This window comes from Actinomadura citrea (assembly GCF_013409045.1).
GTDB lineage: Bacteria > Actinomycetota > Actinomycetes > Streptosporangiales > Streptosporangiaceae > Spirillospora > Spirillospora citrea.
This window is the reverse complement of sequence record NZ_JACCBT010000001.1, coordinates 3,769,722-3,789,040: the sequence shown is the minus strand read 5'-3', so window position 1 is coordinate 3,789,040 and position 19,319 is coordinate 3,769,722. Positions and strand designations below refer to the sequence as shown.

At 72.6% G+C, this 19,319-nt stretch carries 15 protein-coding genes; 4 read left to right on the top strand and 11 right to left on the bottom strand.

Translation table 11 applies throughout. The features are described 5' to 3' along the window. Positions 1-92 precede the first annotated feature (92 nt). Positions 93-1,262, top strand: coding sequence for an acyl-CoA dehydrogenase family protein (locus BJ999_RS17825; protein WP_179834336.1), 1,170 nt, complete (start codon positions 93-95; stop codon positions 1,260-1,262). Here BJ999_RS17825 and glpK (BJ999_RS17820) read toward each other — a convergent pair. Together glpK (BJ999_RS17820) and BJ999_RS17815 are read right to left on the bottom strand one after the other, a co-directional pair. Further along, on the bottom strand, positions 1,259-2,785 hold the full coding sequence (gene glpK / locus BJ999_RS17820; protein ID WP_179834335.1) for a glycerol kinase GlpK: 1,527 nt from the start codon (positions 2,783-2,785) through the stop codon (positions 1,259-1,261). The genes BJ999_RS17825 and glpK (BJ999_RS17820) overlap by 4 nt on opposite strands. Positions 2,786-2,854: 69 nt before the next feature. After that, on the bottom strand, positions 2,855-3,622 hold the full coding sequence (locus BJ999_RS17815; protein WP_179834334.1) for an IclR family transcriptional regulator: 768 nt from the start codon (positions 3,620-3,622) through the stop codon (positions 2,855-2,857). A 246-nt stretch (positions 3,623-3,868) separates the two neighbouring features. Here BJ999_RS17815 and BJ999_RS17810 point away from each other — a divergent pair, with 246 nt between their 5' ends. The 3 genes from BJ999_RS17810 (at position 3,869) to BJ999_RS17800 (ending at position 8,068) form a co-directional block, all read left to right on the top strand. Further along, entirely contained in the window at positions 3,869-4,693 is an 825-nt protein-coding gene (locus tag BJ999_RS17810; RefSeq protein WP_179834333.1) for an MIP/aquaporin family protein, read from the top strand. A gap of 42 nt (positions 4,694-4,735) precedes the next feature. Then, positions 4,736-6,256 (top strand): glycerol kinase GlpK, encoded by a 1,521-nt coding sequence (gene glpK, locus BJ999_RS17805; protein WP_179834332.1) that lies wholly within the window; start codon positions 4,736-4,738, stop codon positions 6,254-6,256. A gap of 147 nt (positions 6,257-6,403) precedes the next feature. After that, positions 6,404-8,068: a glycerol-3-phosphate dehydrogenase/oxidase gene (locus BJ999_RS17800; RefSeq protein WP_179834331.1), complete on the top strand. Its 1,665-nt coding sequence runs from the start codon at positions 6,404-6,406 to the stop codon at positions 8,066-8,068. A 16-nt stretch (positions 8,069-8,084) separates the two neighbouring features. Here BJ999_RS17800 and BJ999_RS17795 read toward each other — a convergent pair whose 3' ends face one another. The 9 genes from BJ999_RS17795 to BJ999_RS17755 all read right to left on the bottom strand — a co-directional run bounded on the left by BJ999_RS17795 (position 8,085) and on the right by BJ999_RS17755 (position 19,184). Then, positions 8,085-8,891: an HTD2 family dehydratase gene (locus BJ999_RS17795; RefSeq protein WP_229810687.1), complete on the bottom strand. Its 807-nt coding sequence runs from the start codon at positions 8,889-8,891 to the stop codon at positions 8,085-8,087. A gap of 19 nt (positions 8,892-8,910) precedes the next feature. Continuing rightward, positions 8,911-9,888, bottom strand: a complete 978-nt coding sequence (locus BJ999_RS17790) for an SDR family NAD(P)-dependent oxidoreductase (RefSeq protein ID WP_179834330.1) — start codon at positions 9,886-9,888, stop codon at positions 8,911-8,913. Positions 9,889-9,922: 34 nt separating this feature from the next. Then, entirely contained in the window at positions 9,923-11,089 is a 1,167-nt protein-coding gene (locus BJ999_RS17785; protein WP_229810686.1) for an NADH:flavin oxidoreductase, read from the bottom strand. A gap of 91 nt (positions 11,090-11,180) precedes the next feature. Further along, complete coding sequence (locus tag BJ999_RS17780; RefSeq protein WP_179834328.1) at positions 11,181-12,338, bottom strand: acetyl-CoA C-acetyltransferase; 1,158 nt, start codon at positions 12,336-12,338, stop codon at positions 11,181-11,183. Positions 12,339-12,363: 25 nt separating this feature from the next. Then, positions 12,364-12,981, bottom strand: a complete 618-nt coding sequence (locus BJ999_RS17775; protein WP_179834327.1) for a TetR/AcrR family transcriptional regulator — start codon at positions 12,979-12,981, stop codon at positions 12,364-12,366. Positions 12,982-13,007: 26 nt separating this feature from the next. Beyond that, positions 13,008-13,787, bottom strand: a complete 780-nt coding sequence (locus tag BJ999_RS17770) for an SDR family oxidoreductase (RefSeq protein ID WP_179834326.1) — start codon at positions 13,785-13,787, stop codon at positions 13,008-13,010. After that, positions 13,784-15,022 carry an acyl-CoA dehydrogenase family protein gene (locus tag BJ999_RS17765; RefSeq protein WP_179834325.1) on the bottom strand — a complete coding sequence of 413 codons (1,239 nt, stop codon included), beginning with the start codon at positions 15,020-15,022 and terminating at the stop codon, positions 13,784-13,786. Before BJ999_RS17765 ends, BJ999_RS17770 begins: the two co-directional genes overlap by 4 nt. 24 nt (positions 15,023-15,046) lie before the next feature. Further along, complete coding sequence (locus BJ999_RS17760; protein WP_179834324.1) at positions 15,047-16,309, bottom strand: glycosyltransferase family 4 protein; 1,263 nt, start codon at positions 16,307-16,309, stop codon at positions 15,047-15,049. Then, complete coding sequence (locus BJ999_RS17755) at positions 16,293-19,184, bottom strand: bifunctional glycosyltransferase/CDP-glycerol:glycerophosphate glycerophosphotransferase (RefSeq protein WP_179834323.1); 2,892 nt, start codon at positions 19,182-19,184, stop codon at positions 16,293-16,295. The genes BJ999_RS17760 and BJ999_RS17755 overlap by 17 nt, the downstream gene beginning before the upstream one ends. Between the last annotated feature and the right edge of the window lie 135 nt (positions 19,185-19,319).

Below are 19,319 nucleotides of genomic sequence, written 5' to 3'. Positions count from 1 at the left end.
CATTATGGACGGGCGACCACCCTCCCTCCCGTCGACGGCAGGTATCTTCCTATCAAATATATGAAACACGAAGCGGGAGGAGAGGCGGAGCCGTGTTCACGCTCAGCGACGAGGAACGCGCCATCGTCGAGGTCGTCGCGGACTTCGTCGACAAGGAGGTCCGCCCGGTCGCCCGGGACCTGGAGCACGCGGACACCTATCCCGCCCATCTCATCGACCGCATGAAGGGGCTCGGCGTCTTCGGGCTCGCCGTGCCCGAGCCCTACGGCGACGTCGGAGTCTCCAAGACCTGCTACGCGCTCGTCACCGAGGAGCTTGCGCGCGGCTGGATGACGCTCGCGGGCGCGTTCGGCGGGCACACGGTCGTCTCCCACCTGCTCGCGGTGTACGGCACCGAGGAGCAGAAGGCCCGGTACCTGCCCCGGATGGCGACCGGCGAGCTGCGCGCCACGATGGCGCTCACCGAACCGTCCGGCGGCTCGGACCTGCAGGCCATGGGCACGACCGCGCGCAGGGACGGCGCCCGGTACCGTGTCGACGGCGCCAAGATGTGGATCACCAACGCGCGCACGTCCGGTCTCATCGCGCTGATGTGCAAGACCGACCCGGCCGCGTCCCCACGGCACAGGGGGATCAGCATCCTGCTGGTGGAGAAGGGCCCCGGGCTGACCGTCTCCCGCGACCTGCCGAAGCTCGGCTACAAGGGCGTGGAGAGCTGCGAGCTGTCCTTCGACGGCTACGAGGCGCCGCTCGACGCCGTGCTCGGCGGCGAGGAGGGGCGCGGCTTCGCCCAGATGATGCGCGGCCTCGAAGTCGGCCGCATCCAGGTCGCGGCGCGCGCTCTCGGCGTCGGGCGCGCCGCACTGGAGGACTCTCTTCGCTACGCCCAGCAGCGCGAGGCCTTCGGCAGGCCGATCTGGCAGCACCAGTCCATCGGCAACTACCTCGCCGACATGGCCACCCAGCTGCGGGCGGCCCGGCTGCTCACCCTCGACGCCGCCGAGCGCCTGGACGCGGGCGAGCGCTGCGACATGGAGGCCGGGATGGCCAAGCTGTACGCGTCGGAAGCGGCGATGCAGATCGCGCTCAACGCGGTCCGCATCCACGGCGCGGCCGGCTACTCCACCGAGTTCGACGTCGAGCGCTACTTCCGGGACGCCCCGCTGATGATCGTCGGCGAGGGGACCAACGAGATCCAGCGCAACGTGATCGTCCGGCAGCTCGTCGAGCGGCACCGAGTCCGGGGAGCAGACCGGGCCTAGGGCGCCGCGGCCGGGTCCTCCCCCGCGCGGATCCAGTCGAACGTGCGCTCCACGGCGCGCTTCCAGTTGTCGTACTCGGCGGCCCTCTGCGCGGGTTCCATCGCCGGAACCCAGCGGGCGGCGCGGTGCCAGTTGCGGCGCAGCCCCTCCAGCCCCGCCCAGTAGCCGACCGCGAGGCCGGCGGCGTAGGCGGCGCCGAGCGACACCGTCTCCACGACCATCGGGCGCGCCACCGGCACGTTCAGCACGTCGGCGACCATCTGCATGACCAGGTTGTCCGACGTCATGCCACCGTCGGCCTTGAGCTCCTTCAGCGAGAGGCCGGAGTCGGCGTTCATCGCGTCCACGACCTCGCGGGTCTGCCAGCCCGTCGCCTCCAGCACGGCCCGCGCCAGGTGCCCCTTGGTGATGTAGGAGGTCAGGCCGACGATGATGCCCCGGGCCTCGCTGCGCCAGTGCGGGGCGAACAGCCCGGAGAACGCCGGGACGATGTAGCAGCCGCCGTTGTCGTCGACGGTCCGGGCCAGGGTCTCGATCTCCGGCGCCGTGGTGATCAGCCCGAGGCCGTCCCGGAACCACTGGACCAGCGCCCCGGTGATCGCGATCGAGCCCTCCAGGGCGTACACGGCGGGCTCGTCACCGATCTTGTAGCCGACGGTGGTGAGCAGCCCGTTGTCCGACTTGACCGGCGTCGTGCCGGTGTTCATCAACAGGAACGCGCCCGTCCCGTAGGTGCACTTGGTCTCGCCCGGGGAGAAGCACGTCTGCCCGAACAGCGCGGCCTGCTGGTCACCGAGGGCGGCGCCGACGCGCACGCCGGGGAACACGCGGCGGGCCGTCCCGTAGGTCTCGGTGGACGACCGGATCTCCGGCAGCATCGCCTTCGGCACCCCGAAGAAGTCGAGCAGTCCGTCGTCCCAGCTCAGCGTGTGCAGGTCCATCAGCAGCGTGCGGCTGGCGTTGGTCACGTCGGTGACGTGGACGCCGCCGTCGACGCCGCCGCTGAGGTTCCAGATCAGCCAGCTCTCCATCGTGCCGAACAGGACCTCGCCGCGCTCGGCGCGTTCCCGCAGGCCGGGCGTGTGGTCCAGCATCCAGCGGACGCGCGGGGCCGAGAAGTAGGTGGCCAGCGGCAGCCCGCTGCGCTCGGTGACCATCGCGGCGCCCGGGGCGCGGGACAGTTCGTCCACGAGCGGGCCGGTCCGCATGTCCTGCCAGACGATGGCGCGGCCGATCGGGACGCCGGTCAGCCGGTCCCACAGGACGGTCGTCTCCCGCTGGTTCGCGATCCCGACCGCCGCGACCTGGCCGGGCGTCGCGCCCGCCTGGGCGAGCGCCTCCGGGGCGATGCGCTCCAGGTTGCGCCAGATCTCCATCGGGTCGTGCTCGACCCAGCCGGGCCTCGGGAAGTGCTGCCGGTGCTCGCGCTGCGCCACCGAGACCAGGCGGCCGCCGTGGTCGAACAGGATGCACCGGGTGGACGTGGTGCCCTGGTCGATCGACATGACGTACCGTTCGGTCACGGTCTGCCTCCTCCCCCCGGACGGGCCTCCCCGCGCCGGCGCGGCGGCGTCAGGACGGGTGACGGGGCGTCACCAGCGCGAGCCGCCGAGGTCACGGGAGACGGCGCGGGCGGCGTCGCGCACGTAGGCCACGAGCCTCGGGTCGGGGACGCGGCGGGAGTCGCAGATCCGCTCGACCGCGCCGGAGATGCCGATGGCCCCGACGACGAGTCCCCCGTGCCCGCGGATCGGGGCGGCGATTCCGGCCTCGCCGATGGACAGCTCCTCGGTCTCGGCGGCCCAGCCGTTCTCCCGGACGCGGGTGGCGGCCCGTGCGAGTTCCTTGGGGTCGGTGATGGTGCGCCGGCAGTAGGACTCCAGGACCGTGTCGCGGATGGACGCCGCCGCGTTGGCGTCGTGCGCGAGCAGCGACTTGCCGAGCGCGGTGGCGTGCAGCGGCAGCAGCGAGCCGACGTCCATGGCCTGGAGCGTGTCGTCCGGGCGGAACACGTGGTGGACGACCAGGACCTTCCCGTCCAGCAGCGTCCCGATCCGGACGGCCTCGCCGCTGCGCGAGGCGAGCGCGTCGGCCCAGTTGATGGCGCGGGACCGCAGCTCGTTGACGTCCAGGTAGCTGGTGCCGAGGTGCAGCAGCGCGGCGCCGAGCTGGTACTTGCCCGTGCCGCCGTCCTGCTCGACGAAGCCGACGCGCTCCAGGGTGCGCAGGATGCCGTGCGCGGTGCCCCGGGCGAGGCCCAGCGAACTGGCGATCTCGCCGACCCCGAGCCGGCCCGAGCTCGCCGCCAGCAGGCGCAGGATCGCGGCCGCCCGCTCGATCGACTGCACAGGTCCGGGCATGGCCTCGATGGTAGTTCTATCGGCGATGTGCCGACAATGTCGGCAGCCGCCGCAATCATCGTCCGATGCGCCCTGAACTGCCCGGATTCTGTGATCTGGTGCACAGGGTGGAGAGTAACCGCCGCCGGGCTACGACGAAAGTGTTCGACATTGTCGGCAGCCTCCCGTTGTCAGACGTTCCGTCCCGGCTTACGGTCCAGCCAGCCTCACGGGGCTCGCGTCCACCCCACCTGCCGAGGAGTACCCATGGCGGAACGCACCCGAATCCCCCCGCTGGCCGGTGAGCTCGCCGCCGAGTTCGCCGGCACCCTGATCCTCATCCTGTTCGGCGTCGGCGTCGTCGCGCAGGTCGCCGGGGCCGAGATCGGCGACCACGACAGCATCGCCTGGGCCTGGGGCCTCGGCGTCACGCTCGGCGTGTACGTCGCGGCCCGGATCAGCGGCGCCCACCTCAACCCCGCCGTCACCATCGCGCTCGCCGCGTTCAGGGAGTTCGCCTGGCGCAAGACGGCGCCCTACATCGCCGCGCAGACCGCGGGGGCGTTCGTCGCGGCCCTGATCGTCCGCTGGAACTACAGCGAGGTGCTGGCCAAGATCGACCCCGGCCACACCATCAAGACCCAGGGCGTGTTCTCCACCCTGCCGGGCAACGGCACGCTCCCGGTCGGCACCTGGGGCGCGTTCCGCGACCAGGTGATCGGCACCGCCATCCTGCTCTTCGTGATCAAGGCGCTCACCGACGTGCGCAACTCCCCGCCGCTCGCCAACCTCGCCCCGCTCATGATCGGCCTGCTGGTCGTCGGGATCGGCATGGCGTGGGGCACCGACGCCGGCTACGCGATCAACCCGGCCCGCGACTTCGGGCCCCGGCTCGCCTCGTTCCTCACCGGCTACGGCAGCGCGTGGCGGGACCAGAACGGCGATCTCTACTTCTGGGTGCCGATCATCGGCCCGCTGATCGGCGGAGTGCTCGGCGTCGGGCTCTACAAGGCGCTGATCGGCCGGTTCCTGCCGGCGGAGGAGAACCCGCAGGAGCCCACGACGCCCGAGCCCCAGTACGAGACGGCGTGAAGCGTCCCGTCCCGCCCGTCACGACTCCAGGAGAAGGCACGCATGGCTGACTTCGTCGGGGCCCTCGACCAGGGCACGACCAGCACCCGATTCATGATCTTCGACCACGGCGGCAACGAGATCGCCCGCCACCAGCTCGAACACGAGCAGATCCTGCCCCAGGCCGGCTGGGTCGAGCACAACCCGACCGAGATCTGGGAGCGCACCCGTTCCGTCATCGAGAGCACGCTGAACAGGGCGAACCTGTCCCACGGCGACCTGGCCGCGTTCGGGATCACCAACCAGCGCGAGACGACCGTGGTGTGGAACCGGCGCACCGGTCGCCCCTACTACAACGCGATCGTCTGGCAGGACACCCGCACCGACCGCATCGCGTCCGCGCTCGAACGCGACGGCCGGGGCGAGACGATCCGGCACCGCGCCGGGCTGCCGCCCGCGACGTACTTCTCCGGCGGGAAGATCCAGTGGATCCTGGAGAACGTCGACGGCGTCCGCGAGGCCGCCGAGAACGGCGACGCGGTCTTCGGCAACATCGACACCTGGGTGCTGTGGAACCTCACCGGCGGGATCGACGGGGGCGTGCACGTCACCGACCCGACCAACGCCAGCCGCACCATGCTGATGGATCTGGAGACCCTCTCCTGGGACGACCAGCTCCTGTCGTTCTTCGGGATCCCGCGCTCCATGCTGCCGGAGATCAAGCCGTCCTCGGCGCCCGACGCCTACGGGACGACCCGCGCGAACGGCCCGCTCGGCGGCGAGGTCCCGCTCACCGGCATCCTCGGCGACCAGCAGGCGGCGACGGTCGGGCAGGTGTGCTTCTCTCCCGGCGAGGCCAAGAACACCTACGGCACCGGCAACTTCCTGCTGCTCAACACAGGTGAGGAACTCGTCCGCTCCAAGGCGGGGATGCTCACCACGGTCTGCTACCAGTTCGCCGACGACGCGCCCGTCTACGCGCTGGAGGGTTCGATCGCGGTGACGGGGTCGGCGGTGCAGTGGCTGCGCGACCAGCTCGGCATCATCTCCGGCGCGGCGCAGAGCGAGTCGCTGGCCCGGCAGGTCGACGACAACGGCGGGGTCTACTTCGTCCCGGCCTTCTCCGGCCTGTTCGCCCCCTACTGGAGATCGGACGCCCGCGGCGCCATCGTCGGCCTCTCGCGCTTCAACACCAACGCCCACCTGGCCCGCGCCACCCTGGAATCCATCTGCTACCAGTCCCGCGACGTCGTCGAAGCCATGCGCGAGGACTCCGGAGTCTCCCTGGACGTCCTCAAGGTCGACGGCGGCGTCACCGCCAACGAACTGTGCATGCAACTCCAGGCCGACATCCTCGGCGTCCCGGTCTCCCGACCCGTCGTCGCCGAAACCACCGCCCTGGGCGCCGCCTACGCCGCCGGCCTCGCCGTCGGATTCTGGAACACCACCGACGAACTCCGCCAGAACTGGAACGAAGACAAACGCTGGCAACCCACCTGGAACAACGACCAACGCCAACAAGGCTACGCAGGCTGGAAAAAGGCCGTCGACCGGACGCTCGACTGGGTCGACCTGAGTGACTAGGTAGGGAGCCCGGTCCCTCCGCAGGGACCGGGCGCGCCTTCTCATCGCCGGGGTGCGGCGGGTTGTTGTCCTGGAGGTCCTCCGGGCGACGGCTCGCCGCAACCCGGCCGCACGACACTGGATCCGACCTCTCTTCGGGAGCGTGCAGTGACATCTGTAGCCCTCGGCCCCCAGCACCGCGAGGACACCTTGCGCGACCTGGCGGATACCGAGTTCGACGTCGTGGTCGTCGGCGGCGGCATCGTCGGCGCCGGCGCGGCGCTCGACGCGATCTCGCGGGGCCTGTCCGTCGCCCTCGTGGAGGCGCGGGACTGGGCGGCCGGCACGTCCAGCCGGTCCAGCAAGCTGATCCACGGCGGTCTGCGCTACCTCGAACAGCGCGACTTCGGGCTGGTCAGGGAGGCGCTGCGGGAGCGCGGCCTGCTGCTGGAGCGGCTCGCTCCGCACCTGGTGCGTCCCGTCCGGTTCCTCTACCCGCTGCGCAACCGTGTCTGGGAGCGGGCGTACGTCAGCGCGGGCGTGACCCTGTACGACACGATGGGCGGTGCGCGGTCCCTGCCCCGGCATCGCCAGCTCACGCGGCGGGCCGCGCTGCGGGAGGCCCCGGCCCTGCGGTCGGACGCGCTGGTCGGCGCCGTCCAGTACTACGACGCGCAGGTCGACGACGCCCGCTACACGATGATGGTCGCCCGCACCGCCGCGCAGTACGGCGCGAAGGTCGCCACCCGCGCCGAGGCGACGGGGTTCCTGCGCGAGGGCGAGCGGGTGACCGGCGTCCACGTCCTGGACCTGGAGGGCGACCGGGAGATCGCCGTGCGGGCCCGGCGCGTGGTGTGCGCGACCGGGGTGTGGACGGACGGCGCGCAGGCGATGACCGGGTCGCGGGCCGCGTTCGGCGTGCGGGCGTCCAAGGGCGTCCACCTGGTCGTGCCGCGCGACCGGATCCCGATGGGCACCGGGCTGATCACGCGGACCTCCAGGAGCGTCCTGTTCATCATCCCGTGGGGGCGGCACTGGCTCGTCGGCACCACCGACACCCCGCACGCCGACGGCCCCGACGAGCCCGTCGCCCACCACACCGACATCGGCTACCTCCTCGACCAGGCGAACGCCGTCCTGCGGACACCGCTCACGCACGACGACATCGAGGGCGTCTACGCGGGGCTGCGGCCGCTGCTGTCCGGCGAGGTGGACGACACCACGCGGCTGTCGCGCGAGCACGCCGTCGCCGAGCCGGTGCCGGGCCTCGTCGTCGTGACGGGCGGGAAGTTCACCACCTACCGCGTCATGGCGCGGGACGCGGTCGACGTGGTCGCCGAGGGCCTCGACGCCTCAGTCCCCGCGTCGGTCACCGGCCGGCTGCCGATCCTCGGCGCCACCGGGTACGAGGTGCTGTGGAACGAGCGGCGCAGGCTCGCCGCCGAGTCGGGCCTGCACGTCGCGCGGATCGAGCACCTGCTGCACCGGTACGGATCATGCGCCCGGGAGGTGCTGGCCATGGTCGCGGACGACCCGGCGCTCGGCGCCGCCATCCCCGGCGCCGAGGACTACCTGTGCGCCGAGGCGGTCTACGCGGTGACGCACGAGGGCGCGCTTCACCTGGAGGACGTGCTGTCGCGGCGGCTGCGCGTCTCGATCGAGGAGTGGGACGGCGGCGTGGCCGCGGCGTCGCGCGTCGCCGAACTCGTCGCGCCCTGGCTCGGCTGGGACGCCGAGCGGGTCAGCGGCGAGGTCAAGCGGTACGTCCTGCAGGTCGCGGCGGAGCGCCGCGGCGGCCCGGCCGTGCAGGAGGCGCCCGTCACCGCCGCCTAGGCGAGATCGCCGGCGGCTACGCGAAGGTGGCGGTCATCGCCGTGACGTCGCCCGGGGCGTGGATCGAGAGGGTGCCGTCCGGGGACCCGGCCGCCACGAACGGCTGCCGCGCGTAGACGGGTCTGCGGGCGCGGAACGAGAGTTCGCGCACCTTCAGGCCCGCCCGGCGCGGCAGTTCGAGGCAGAGGATCGCGAGCAGCGGCCCATGGACGACGAGCCCGGCGTGCCCCTCCGCCCCGGTCGCGTACTCCTCGTCGTAGTGGATGCGGTGGGCGTTGTAGGTGAGGGCGCTGAACCGGAACAGCATGACCGGATCCGCGGCCGTCTTCAGCGTCCACGGCGCGTCCACGTCCGGTGCCTCGAACGCCGTCCGCTCCGGGCGGGACGCCGTGCCGCCGCTGCGGTACACGAGGTCCTGCTCCTCGACCGCGATCTCGGCGCGGCCCCGCACGAAGGTGTGCCGGACGGTCACGAACAGCATCTCCCCGCTGCGCCCCTGCTTCACCGCGGTGGAGGCGAGTTCCGTCCGACGCGTGACGGCGTCCCCGACACGCAGGGGCTCGTGGATCCGGAACCGCCCGCCGGCGAACATGCGGCGCCGCTCGGGAATCGGCGGAAGGAACGGTCCCTCGCGCGGATGACCGTCTGGCCCCAGCTCACGCTGCGCGGGCCGGTCCAGGAAGTGCAGCCAATGCCAGAGGGGCGGCAGATCGTCCCCCGGCGGCTCGACGTCGAGCATCCCGGCCAGCGCCGCCGACGGCCCGGCGCCGACGGCCTCGGTCGTCTCCTGCGGTTCCGGGGCCCACCCCGCAATGTCGATCACGGCCCCATCGTCGCAGGCGCTACGCGAACGCGTTCACTCCGGTCAGCTCCGCCGACAGCTCCCACAGCCGCCGGGCCTGCGCCGGGTCGGTCGCGTAGGAGCGCACCCCGCTGGAGGGCGCGTCGATCCGGCCGCGGCGCTCGGGCCCGCCGTCCGGGACCTGTTCGGCGACGTCGCAGTCCTCGCAGTACACCCCGCCCATGCCGGCCAGTCGCGGGGACGTGGCCGCCCACACCGCCGTCGCCGCGCCCTGTTCCGGCGTCTTGAACCCCTGGCCGATCTCGTTCCCGTCCTCGTCGATCCAGCCGTTCGCCACCTTCTCCTCCAGGGGGATGTGGCGCTGGAGGGGCGTCAGGATGCTCCCCGGGTGGAGCGAGAAGGCCCGCACCGCGTCCTTGGCGAGCGCGTCCAGGTGAACGGCGAACAGCACGTTGGCCGTCTTCGCCTGCCCGTACGCCTCCCATTTGTCATAGCCGTGCTCGAACTGCACGTCGTCCCACCGGATCGGGGAGAAGTGGTGCCCTCGCGACGACACCGCGACGACCCGGGCTCCCGGCGTGACAGCCGGCCACAGACGGTTCACCAGCGCGAAATGGCCGAGGTGGTTGGTGGCGAACTGCGCCTCCCAGCCGGGCCCGACGCGCGTCTCCGGGCAGGCCATGACCGCCGCGTTGTTGATGAGGACGTCGATGCCGCGCCCGGACGCGAGGAACCGCTCCGCGAACCCGCGCACGCTCGCCAGGTCCGCCAGGTCCAGTTCGCCGACCTCCACGCCGTCGATGCCGCCGACGGCCTCCTTCGCCGCCTCCGGCCGCCGCGCGGGGACCACCACCTGTGCCCCGGCGCCCGCGAGAGCCCGCGTCGTCTCCAGCCCGAGCCCCGAGTAGCCGCCGGTGACGACGGCGAGCCTTCCTGAGAGGTCGATGCCCTCAAGGACGTCCCGGGCCGTGCTCTCGAAGCCGAATCCCGATCCGATCGTGTGCTGTGGAGTGGTCATGCCCCGAACGCTACGAGCTGGAGCGCGCTCCAGGTCAATCCGGTTGCGGGACGAGCGGGCAGTGGGTGCCCCGGTAGACCGTCGGGACGCAGCGGTTGCAGTGGATGCACAGGGACGGCGTCGACGGGTCGGCGGCGATCCGGTTCACGAGGTCGGGTTCGCGGAGGAGGGCGCGGGCCATGGCGACGAACTCGAAACCCTCCGCCATCGCCGTGTCCATGGTCGCGCGGTCGGTGATGCCGCCCAGAAGGATCAGGGGGAGGTCGAGCTCGGCGCGGAACCTGCGGGCGTGCTCCAGCAGATAGGTGTCCTGGTAGGGGTAGGCGCGCAGGAACCGCTTGCCGAACATCCGCAGGCCGATCCGCATGGGCAGCTTGTAGCTGGCCGCGAACTCGGGGATGGGCATCTCCCCGCGGAACAGGTACATCGGGTTGAGCAGCGAGCTGCCGGCGGTCAGCTCCAGCGCGTCGACGGTGCCCTCCTCCTGGAGCCCGCGGGCGACGTGGAGGCTGTCGTCGATCTCCAGTCCGCCGCGCACGCCGTCGCGCATGTTGAGCTTGGCGGTGATCGCGATGCGGTCGCCGACCTCGTCCCGGACGGCGCGGGCGATACCGAGCGCGACCTTGGCCCGGTTCTCGATCGGTCCCCCGTAGCCGTCCTCGCGGCGGTTGAGGCGGGGGCTGAGGAACGAGCTGGCCAGGTAGTTGTGCCCGAGGTGGATCTCGACGGCGTCGAAGCCGGACTCGACCGCGAGCCGGGCCGCCTCGGCGTGGGCGCGGGTGATGCGCTCGATGTCCTCCGCCGTGGCCACCTTGGTGAAGGCCATGCCGAGCGGGTTGAAGAACCGGCCGGCCGAGACGGCGGGCACCCTGTTGGAACTGGCGTCGGCGACCGGGCCGGCGTGCCCGAGCTGCGCGGACGCGGCGGCGCCCTCCGCGTGCACGGCGTCGGTGAGGCGCCGCAGCCCGGGGACGGCCTCCGGCCGCATCCAGATCTGCCGCCGCTCGGTCCGCCCCTCGGGCGCGACCGCGCAGTACGCGACGGTGGTCATGCCCACTCCCCCGGCGGCCGGGCGCCGGTGGTACTCGATCAGGTCGTCGGTCACCAGCGCGTCGGGCGTCATCCCCTCGGACGTGGCCGCCTTGATCACACGGTTCCGCAGCGTCACCGGCCCGAGCCGCGCCGTTTCGAAGACCTCCACAACCAACTCCCAGCCTCACTGAATCCGAACATCAGCCACGACCAGGGGGCGCCCGGCTCGTGACGGGGGTTCCAGGGGGTCGCCCCCTGGGCTAGTGCAGCCGCTCGATGATGGTGACGTTGGCCTGGCCGCCGCCCTCGCACATGGTCTGGAGGCCGTAGCGGCCGCCGGTGCGGTCGAGCTCGTGCAGGAGGGTGGTCATCAGGCGGGCTCCGGTGGCGCCGAGGGGGTGGCCGAGGGCGATGGCGCCGCCGTTGGGGTTGGTCGTCGCCGGGTCGGCGCCGGTCTCCTTGAGCCAGGCGAGGACGACGGACGCGAACGCCTCGTTGATCTCGACGGCGTCGATGTCGCCGATCGTCATCCCGGTCTTCTTCAGCGCGTGCGCGGTGGCGGGAATGGGGGCCGACAGCATCCGGATGGGGTCCTCGCCGCGCGCGGAGAGGTGGTGGACACGGGCGCGCGGGGTGAGGCCGTGGTCTTTGACGGCCTGCTCGGAGGCGATGAGAAGCGCGGCGGCGCCGTCGGAGATCTGCGACGAGACGGCCGCGGTGAGGCGACCGCCCTCCACGAGGGTCCTCAGGCCCGCCATCTTCTCCAGGGTGGTGTCGCGGCGCGGGCCCTCGTCGGCGGTGACGCCCTCGAAGGGGACGGTCTCGCGCTCGAAACGGCCCTCGTCGATCGCGCGGATGGCGCGCTGGTGCGACTCGTAGGCGAACGCCTCCATCTCCTCGCGGGAGATGTCCCAGTCGCGGGCGATCATCTCGGCGCCGTTGAACTGCGACACCTCGGCGTCGCCGTAGCGGCGCGACCAGCCCGTCGAGCCCGCGAAGGGGCCCTCGGTGAAGCCGAGCGGCGCCGCGGCGGTCATCGCCGAGGCGATCGGGATCTGCGACATGTTCTGCACGCCGCCCGCGACGACCAGGTCCGACGTCCCGGACAGGACGGCCTGCGCCGCGAAGTGCACGGCCTGCTGGGAGGAGCCGCACTGCCGGTCGACCGTGACGCCGGGGACCTCCTCGGGGAGCCCGGCGGCCAGCCAGCAGGTGCGGGCGATGTCGCCGGCCTGCGGGCCGAGGGTGTCGACGCAGCCGAAGACGACGTCCTCGACGGCGCCCGGGTCGATCTTCGTCCGGTCCATGAGGGCGGTCAGCACGTGCGCGCCGAGGTCGGCGGGGTGCACACCGGCGAGCCCGCCGTTGCGGCGCCCGACCGGGGCGCGGACCGCGTCGACGATGTAGGCCTCGGCCATGGGGGTGTCTCCTTCGTACGGGGGCCTAGCTCGCCCGGATCCCTTCGAGGAACATGGCGAGGTACTGCTTGGCGATGTCGTCGGCGGACAGCCGCCCGCCGTGCTGGTACCAGTTGGCCGCGACCCAGACGGTGTCGCGGATGAAGCGGTAGATGAGGGTCCGGTCGAGGTCGGCGCGGAAGGCGCCCTCCTCGACGCCGCGGTCCAGCAGGGACAGCCACATCTCCTCGAACCGTCGCTGGGAGTCCAGGAGGTAGCGGAACCGCTCGCTGGTCGCGAGGTGCTTGGACTCGTTCTGGTAGAGGACGACGGCGGGACGGTGCTTGTCGATCGAGCGGAACGACTCGACGACGACGGCCTCCAGGGTGTCGCGCGCGCTGAGCCCGGCGTCCAGGACGCGGTCGTAGGCGGCCCACATGTCGTCCAGGAACGTCGACAGGATCTCGTCGGCCATCGACTCCTTGGAGTCGAAGTGGTAGTAGAGGCTGCCGCCGAGGATCCCGGCGGCGTCGGCCACCTGCCGGACGGTGGTGGCGGAGTAGCCCTGGGAGGCGAACACCTCGGCGGCCGTGGCGAGCAGCTCGGCCCGCCGTCCCGCGCGGGCGACGGCGGTGCCCTCGGCGTCGCGCCGTCGTGGACTCATGCGCTGTTCCTCATGTACCGGTGTTCCTATGCGTGCTGGGAGGAGACGGAGACGACCTCGCCCGTCATGTACGACGAGTAGTCGCTGGCCAGGAAGACGATAACGTTGGCCACCTCCCACGGCTCGGCGTAGCGGCCGAACGCCTCCCGGCGCGTCAGCTCCTCCAGCAGCTCCTCGGACGTCACCTTGACCAGGTGCGGGTGCATGGCCAGGGACGGGGAGACGGCGTTGACCCGGACGCCGAAGCCGGCGGCCTCCAGCGCGGAGCAACGGGTGAGCGCCATGACCCCGGCCTTGGCCGCGGCGTAGTGCGACTGGCCCTTCTGGGCCCGCCAGCCGATCACCGAGGCGTTGTTGACGACGACGCCGGAGCCCTGGTCCCGCATGAGGCGCAGGGCGGCGCGGGTGCAGCGCATCGTGCCGGTGAGGGTGATGTCGAGGACGCGGCCCCACTGCTCGTCGGTCATGTCGACGAGGTCCGCCGTCCCGCCGAGGCCGGCGTTGTTGACCGCGACGTCGATGCGCCCGAACCGCTCCACCGCCCGGCCGTAGAGGGCCTGGACCTGCTCCTCGGAGGTGACGTCGCAGGGCAGCGAGGCGACCCGGTCGGCGCCGAACTCCTTCTCCAGCTCCGCCGCGGTCGCGGCGAGCCGCCGCTCGTGCGCGTCCGAGACCAGGACGCGGGCGCCCTCCTCCAGGCAGCGGCGGGCGGTGGCGCCGCCGATCCCGGCTCCGGCCGCCGCGGTGATCACGACGGCGCGGTCGGCGAGCAGGCCGTGCCCGGGGACGTAGGGGGGCGGGGTCATCCGCGTGCCTTCCTGTCGGCGGCCGGTTCACGGGGCAGGCCGAGCACCCGCTCGGCGATGACGTTGCGCTGGATCTCGTTCGACCCGGCGTAGATGGTGTCGGAGCGGGAGAACAGGAAGAGCCGCTGCCAGTCGTTCAGGTCGTAGGGCTGCGCCTGCGCGGACCCGCCGTCCGGGCCCGTTCCCGGCGCGCCGTCGGCGATGAGGCCGGCGGCGCCGAGGACGTCCATGGCCAGTTCGCCGAGTTCGCGGTGCCAGGTGCCCCAGACGAGCTTGGAGATGGACGACTCGGGGCCGGGCGCGCCCGCTGCGACGCCCGCCATGGTGCGCACCGCGTTCAGCCGCATGATCTCCAGGCCCATGTAGGACCGGGTCAGCCGGTCGCGCAGCAGCGGGTCGTCGATGGCGCCGGTGCGCCGGGCGAGACCGGCGACGCCCTCGAACTCGCGGCGGAATCCCACCTGCTGGCCGAGCGTCGCGACGCCGCGCTCGAACCCGAGCGTCGCCATCGCGATCCTCCAGCCCTCGCCGGGCGCCCCGACGATGTTGCCCGCGTCGGTGCGGGCGCCGTCGAAGAACACCTCGTTGAACTCGGAGGTGCCGGTGAGCTGGACGATGGGCCGGATGTCCACGCCGTCCTGGCGCATCGGGACCAGCAGGTACGACAGGCCTTTGTGGCGGGACGACCCCGGCTCGGTGCGGCACACGGCGAAGCACCAGTCGGCTTCGAGGGCCAGCGACGTCCACACCTTCTGCCCGTCGACCAGCCAGTGGTCCCCGGCGAGTTCGGCGCGGGTCTGCACATTGGCCAGGTCGGAGCCCGCGTTCGGCTCGGAGTACCCCTGGCACCACAACTCCCGGGCCGCCACGATCGGGGGCAGGAAGCGGGCGCGCTGCTCGTCGGTGCCGAACGCGATGATCGTGGGCCCGAGCAGGTTCTCGCCGATGTGGTTGACCCGGGCGGGCCCGTCGGCGAGCGCGTACTCCTCGTGGAAGATCACCTGCTGCTCGACGGTGGCGCCGCGGCCGCCGTACTCGCGGGGCCAGCCGACGCACGTCCAGCCGGCGGCGGCCATGTGCCGCTCCCAGGCCAGCCGCTCCTCGAACGCCTCGTGCTCGCGGCCGGGGCCGCCGAGCCCGCGGGCGTGCGCGAACCCGCCCGACAGGTTGCTCTGAAGCCAGTCGCGGACCTCGGCACGGAACGCCCGGTCCGCGGGGGACTCGTTCTGCTTCACGCCGCGAACTCTACCAAACAGTTGTTAGAAAGAATCACCCCCCAGGGCGGGTTCGGCCTCCCGCGCCGCGACCCGGCCCGGGACGGGAGCCCCGGCACGGGCCGGCGCGGGAGCCGGCGCGTCGGCCGCGAGCCGGCGGTGGAGCAGGTCGAACAGCCGGTCCCAGCGGGCGAGGACGGCGTCGGGGCTGAACCGCAGCACCGACGCGCGGGCGCCTGTTCCGAGCGAGCGGCGCAGCTCCGGATCCTCGATGAGCCGGCCGAGCGCGGCGGCGAAGGCGGTGACATCGCCCGGGGCGGCCAGCAGGCCGTCCCGCCCGTCCTCGATCAGGGCCCGGACGCCCGGCGCGCAGTCGAACGCCACCGTGGGCAGCCCGTAGGCCATGGCCTCCAGCACCGACATCGGGAAGCCTTCGGCCCGCGAGGGCAGCGCGAACACCGACGCCTCGACGAGCGCCTCCTCGACGTCGGACACCACGCCCCGGAACTCGACGGAGCCGGACAGCCCGGCGGCGTCCGCCCGCGCCCGCAGTTCCGGCTCGTCCGGGCCGTTGCCGTAGACGTGCAGCCGCCACCCCGGATGCCGTCCGGCGACGCGCTCCCACGCCTCCAGCAGCAGGTCCACGCCCTTCTCGTAGGCCAGGCGGCCGACGCAGGCGACGACGGGCAGGTCGAGCGTGGGATGCACGCCGGGCGTGATGTGCAGCGCGTTCGGGATGTGGGCGACGTTGGTCATGCCGTCCCTGGCCCAGGCGTCGGCGTCCTCGGCGGTGAGCACCAGCATCCGGTCGGCCAGGGCGTAGTGCTCCTTGACCCGCCGGTACCGCGACGACCCGCGGGTCGCCTGGTAGGACTCGTGGCTCATGCCCACGACGCGCAGCCCGGAGGTGTCGGCGAGCCGCACCCACTCCATCGCCCACACCTGCGCCACGATGACGACCGCCCCCGGCCTCGCGGCGGCGAACAGCTCCGACAGGCGTGCCGCGCCGCGCCGCTGGGCGGCCGTCCGCCACAGGTCGCGGGCCCGCGCCGCCGGATCGAGCCGCCGCAACGCCTTCCGCGGACGCCAGGCGAGGACGGGCGCCCGCCACTCGCCGTGCAGCACCTCGACGGCGTAGGACCCGTCGCGGCCGTGGTGGTAGGGCTCCGCCCCCCGCGTGATGCCGACGAGGGTGACGCGGTCGCCGCGCCCGGCCAGCAGCCGCGCCATGTGGTGCGCCCACCGCTGGAGGCCGCCCATGTCGTCGGCGTTGTTGCACACGATGAAGACGTCACGCGGCGCGGCCATGGCGTCTCCCCCTCCTGCTCGGCGCGGCCGGGAAGTAGCGGTCCGCCACCGTCCGCGCGGCGGTGCCGCGGTCGTGCTCGCCGAAGCGCATGGCGAACGCGCGCCGCCGCCCGGCGTGCTCGGCCTCGGCCGCGTCCAGGCCGGCGAGCGCGGCGACGAGCTCGTCCTCCGTACGCGTGATCGGCCCGGGGGCGTGCCGCTCCAGGTCGAAGTAGCCGGTGGCGAGGTCCCTGCCGTCCGGGAGGTGCAGCACGATCGGCCGGTCCAGCAGGGCGAAGTCGAACATGATCGAGGAGTGGTCGGTGACGAGCGCGTCCGCCAGTAGCAGGAGCGGCGTCACGTCGGGCACCGCGCCGACGTCCCGCATGACCGCGCGGGCGCCCGGCGGCACGTTCGCCCGGCACAGGTAGTGGGGCCGGACGAGCAGGACGTACTCCTCCCCCAGCTCCTGCGCGAAGACCGCCGGATCCACTGGCGCGTCCAGGAGCCGGACGGGACGTCCCTTCGGCCCGGTGGCGTACGTGGGCGCGAACAGGACGGCGCGGCGCCCGTCGTCCAGGCCGAGCGAGTGGCGCAGGGCCGCGACCTCGGCGGCCAGCTCCGGATCCCCGTCCACCCCGTTGACCAGGGCGTCGTTGCGGGGATACCCCACCGGCAGCAGCTCGGAGCTGACGCCGAGGCCGCTGCAGAGCGTCTCGGTGTCGTGCCCGGAGCGCACCAGGAAGCAGTCGAAGCGCTCCACCATCCGCCGCAGCCGCGCCTGGTCGCCGGCCGGGCCCGACTTCAACCGCGGCTGGTCCAGCCCCATCAGCTTGAACGCCGACCCGTGCCAGGTCTGGATGTAGGTGGTCTCGGGACGCTTGCGCAGCCGGTCCGGGAAGCCCTGGTTGTCGATCCAGAACTGGGCCCGCGCGAGCGCCAGGTAGTACGCCCATGATCCGCGCTTGACGAGACGGGCGTCGTCCGGGAACCCCTTGGGGGACGACGCGTACGACCACACCGCCGTCACCGGACGGCCGGACCTGCGCAGCTCCCGGTAGATGTACTTCGGGTTGTCGGAGTAGTGGCGGCCGAGCTGGCTCTCGAAGACCGCCAGGCCGGTCCGGACGGGCAGCCGGCTCAGCACCCGGTTGAACACGACGATCTTGGTGTTCCGGCCGGTCAGCGTCCGGCGCACCGACCTGCTCACCTCCCGGGCCCGCTGCCGGGCCAGCCGTGCCGGCCGGGACAGGGCGGCGCGCCGCGCGACGGCGCGGGTGAGCTGCGCCCACGGGCTCCCCGTCTCCAGGGCGAACGCCAGGTGCCCTCCCTCGGTGACGTACGAGCGGAGCCGGTCCCCCGCGAACCGTGTCAGCCGCGGCCGGACGGGCAGCGCGACGCCGCCGAGCGACGGCGAACCGCGGCCCTCACCGAGCCGGGTGACCACCTCCTCGCCGTCCACCCGGATGCGCAGCCGGACGTCCCAGACGGGGTCGACGAACCCGAAAGGGCGGATCTTCTGGACGGGGTCGAACTCGGCCCGCCAGGTGAGCCGGTCGCCCTCGTGCCGGACGGACGCGCGGACCCGTCCGGTCCTCGAGCGGCGGCGCCGGTCGCGGAACTCCAGCGTCCCGGACAGCTCGGCTCCCCGCGGGATCCGCTCCAGCGGGTTCAGCACGTAGCCGGCCATGAGCACGCGGCCGCCGCGCGTCTCCAGCCGTGTGACGGTGTTCGCCGGGCGCAGCTCCCGGAGGGGCCGCACGTGGAAGCCGAAGGCCGTGACGTCCAGGACGCGGCGGCCGAGCGTGCCGCGCGGGCGCCCGGCCCCCCAGTAGACGCGCCCGTCCCGCTCCACGAGGCGGGCGCGCAGCTCGGGACGTTTCACGGGGTCGTACTCGGCGGCGGCGAGAGCCCCCGTGTGGTCGCCCTCGCGGATCAGGTGCGCCGCGATCGCGGGCAGCGGGTTGGCCTGCTCGAAGACCCGCGGGTCCAGCTCGGCCAGGTAGGCGGCGGCCAGGTCGAGGAAGCGCGCCTGGTGGTCGGGGTCGCGGTCGCGCAGCTCGCGCAGGTAGAGCACCAGGTCGTGGTTGACGAACTTGACGTCCTTGGCCCGCTGCAGGTCGTAGGCGCCGCGCAGCGCGAAGAGCATGTCGATGCGGCGGTGGATCTCCAGCCGGTCGGCGAAGTTGGCCGGCTCGGCGCGCCGGTTGGAGATCGACGGCGCCGGCGTCCGCTCCCTGACCAGCCAGTTGTAGACGCGGTGCGGGATCAGGGCGGTCCGTCCCGCCTCCAGGTAGGCCTCGGCGGTGAACAGCAGGTCCTCGTAGTGCAGCCGCTCGACGAACCGCAGCCCGTGCTCCTCCAGGAAGCCGCGCCGGTACGCCTTGTTGGTCGAGAGGGTGTCGTAGAGGAGATCGGGGTTCTCGCTCAGCGAGTCGTAGACGACGCTGTGCCGGTAGAGCCACGGGTACCAGGGGCGGATCCGCCCCTTGGCGCCCTCGGGCAGGTCGAGGAAGATCCGGTCGCAGAGCCCCGAGACCATGTCGGCGCCGGTGTCCTCGGCGGCGGCGAGGAGGTTGAGGCAGGCGTGCCGGTCCAGCAGATCGTCGCTGTCGAGGAACATCACGTACCGGCCGGTGGACGCCTCGATCCCGGTGTTGCGGGGGCGGCCGCAGCCGCCGGAGTTGACCGGCAGGTGGACGGCCCGGACCCGCCCCGGATGGGCTGCGGCGAGCCGGTCGGCGGCCTCGCCCGTGCCGTCGGTGCTCGCGTCGTCGACGATCAACGTCTCGACGCCGCCCAGGGACTGCGCCAGCGCCGAGGCCACCGCCCGCGGAAGCCTCCGGGCGTCGTTGTAGGCGATCACCACCACGCTGACATCCGGGCGCACCGCCATGGGCATCCCCCTCCGCAGACTCCGGCGTGCTGGATACCTATCCAGGAACTCCGCACTGAGCTCCAAGGGGGATCAAAGGCTGTCAACGCTTAGCATTACCCACCGTCAGCGGAGGCATTGGGCACAACACCCGGA

Coding starts and splice junctions, on each gene's coding strand:
- BJ999_RS17775 (WP_179834327.1), bottom strand. CDS start 12,981: ATGAGTCCACGACGGCGCGACGCCGAGGGCACCGCCGTCGCCCGCGCG.
- BJ999_RS17770 (WP_179834326.1), bottom strand. CDS start 13,787: ATGACCCCGCCCCCCTACGTCCCCGGGCACGGCCTGCTCGCCGACCGC.
- glpK (WP_179834332.1), top strand. CDS start 4,736: ATGGCTGACTTCGTCGGGGCCCTCGACCAGGGCACGACCAGCACCCGA.
- BJ999_RS17790 (WP_179834330.1), bottom strand. CDS start 9,888: ATGACCACTCCACAGCACACGATCGGATCGGGATTCGGCTTCGAGAGC.
- BJ999_RS17760 (WP_179834324.1), bottom strand. CDS start 16,309: ATGGCCGCGCCGCGTGACGTCTTCATCGTGTGCAACAACGCCGACGAC.
- BJ999_RS17810 (WP_179834333.1), top strand. CDS start 3,869: ATGGCGGAACGCACCCGAATCCCCCCGCTGGCCGGTGAGCTCGCCGCC.
- BJ999_RS17755 (WP_179834323.1), bottom strand. CDS start 19,184: ATGGCGGTGCGCCCGGATGTCAGCGTGGTGGTGATCGCCTACAACGAC.
- BJ999_RS17780 (WP_179834328.1), bottom strand. CDS start 12,338: ATGGCCGAGGCCTACATCGTCGACGCGGTCCGCGCCCCGGTCGGGCGC.
- BJ999_RS17815 (WP_179834334.1), bottom strand. CDS start 3,622: ATGCCCGGACCTGTGCAGTCGATCGAGCGGGCGGCCGCGATCCTGCGC.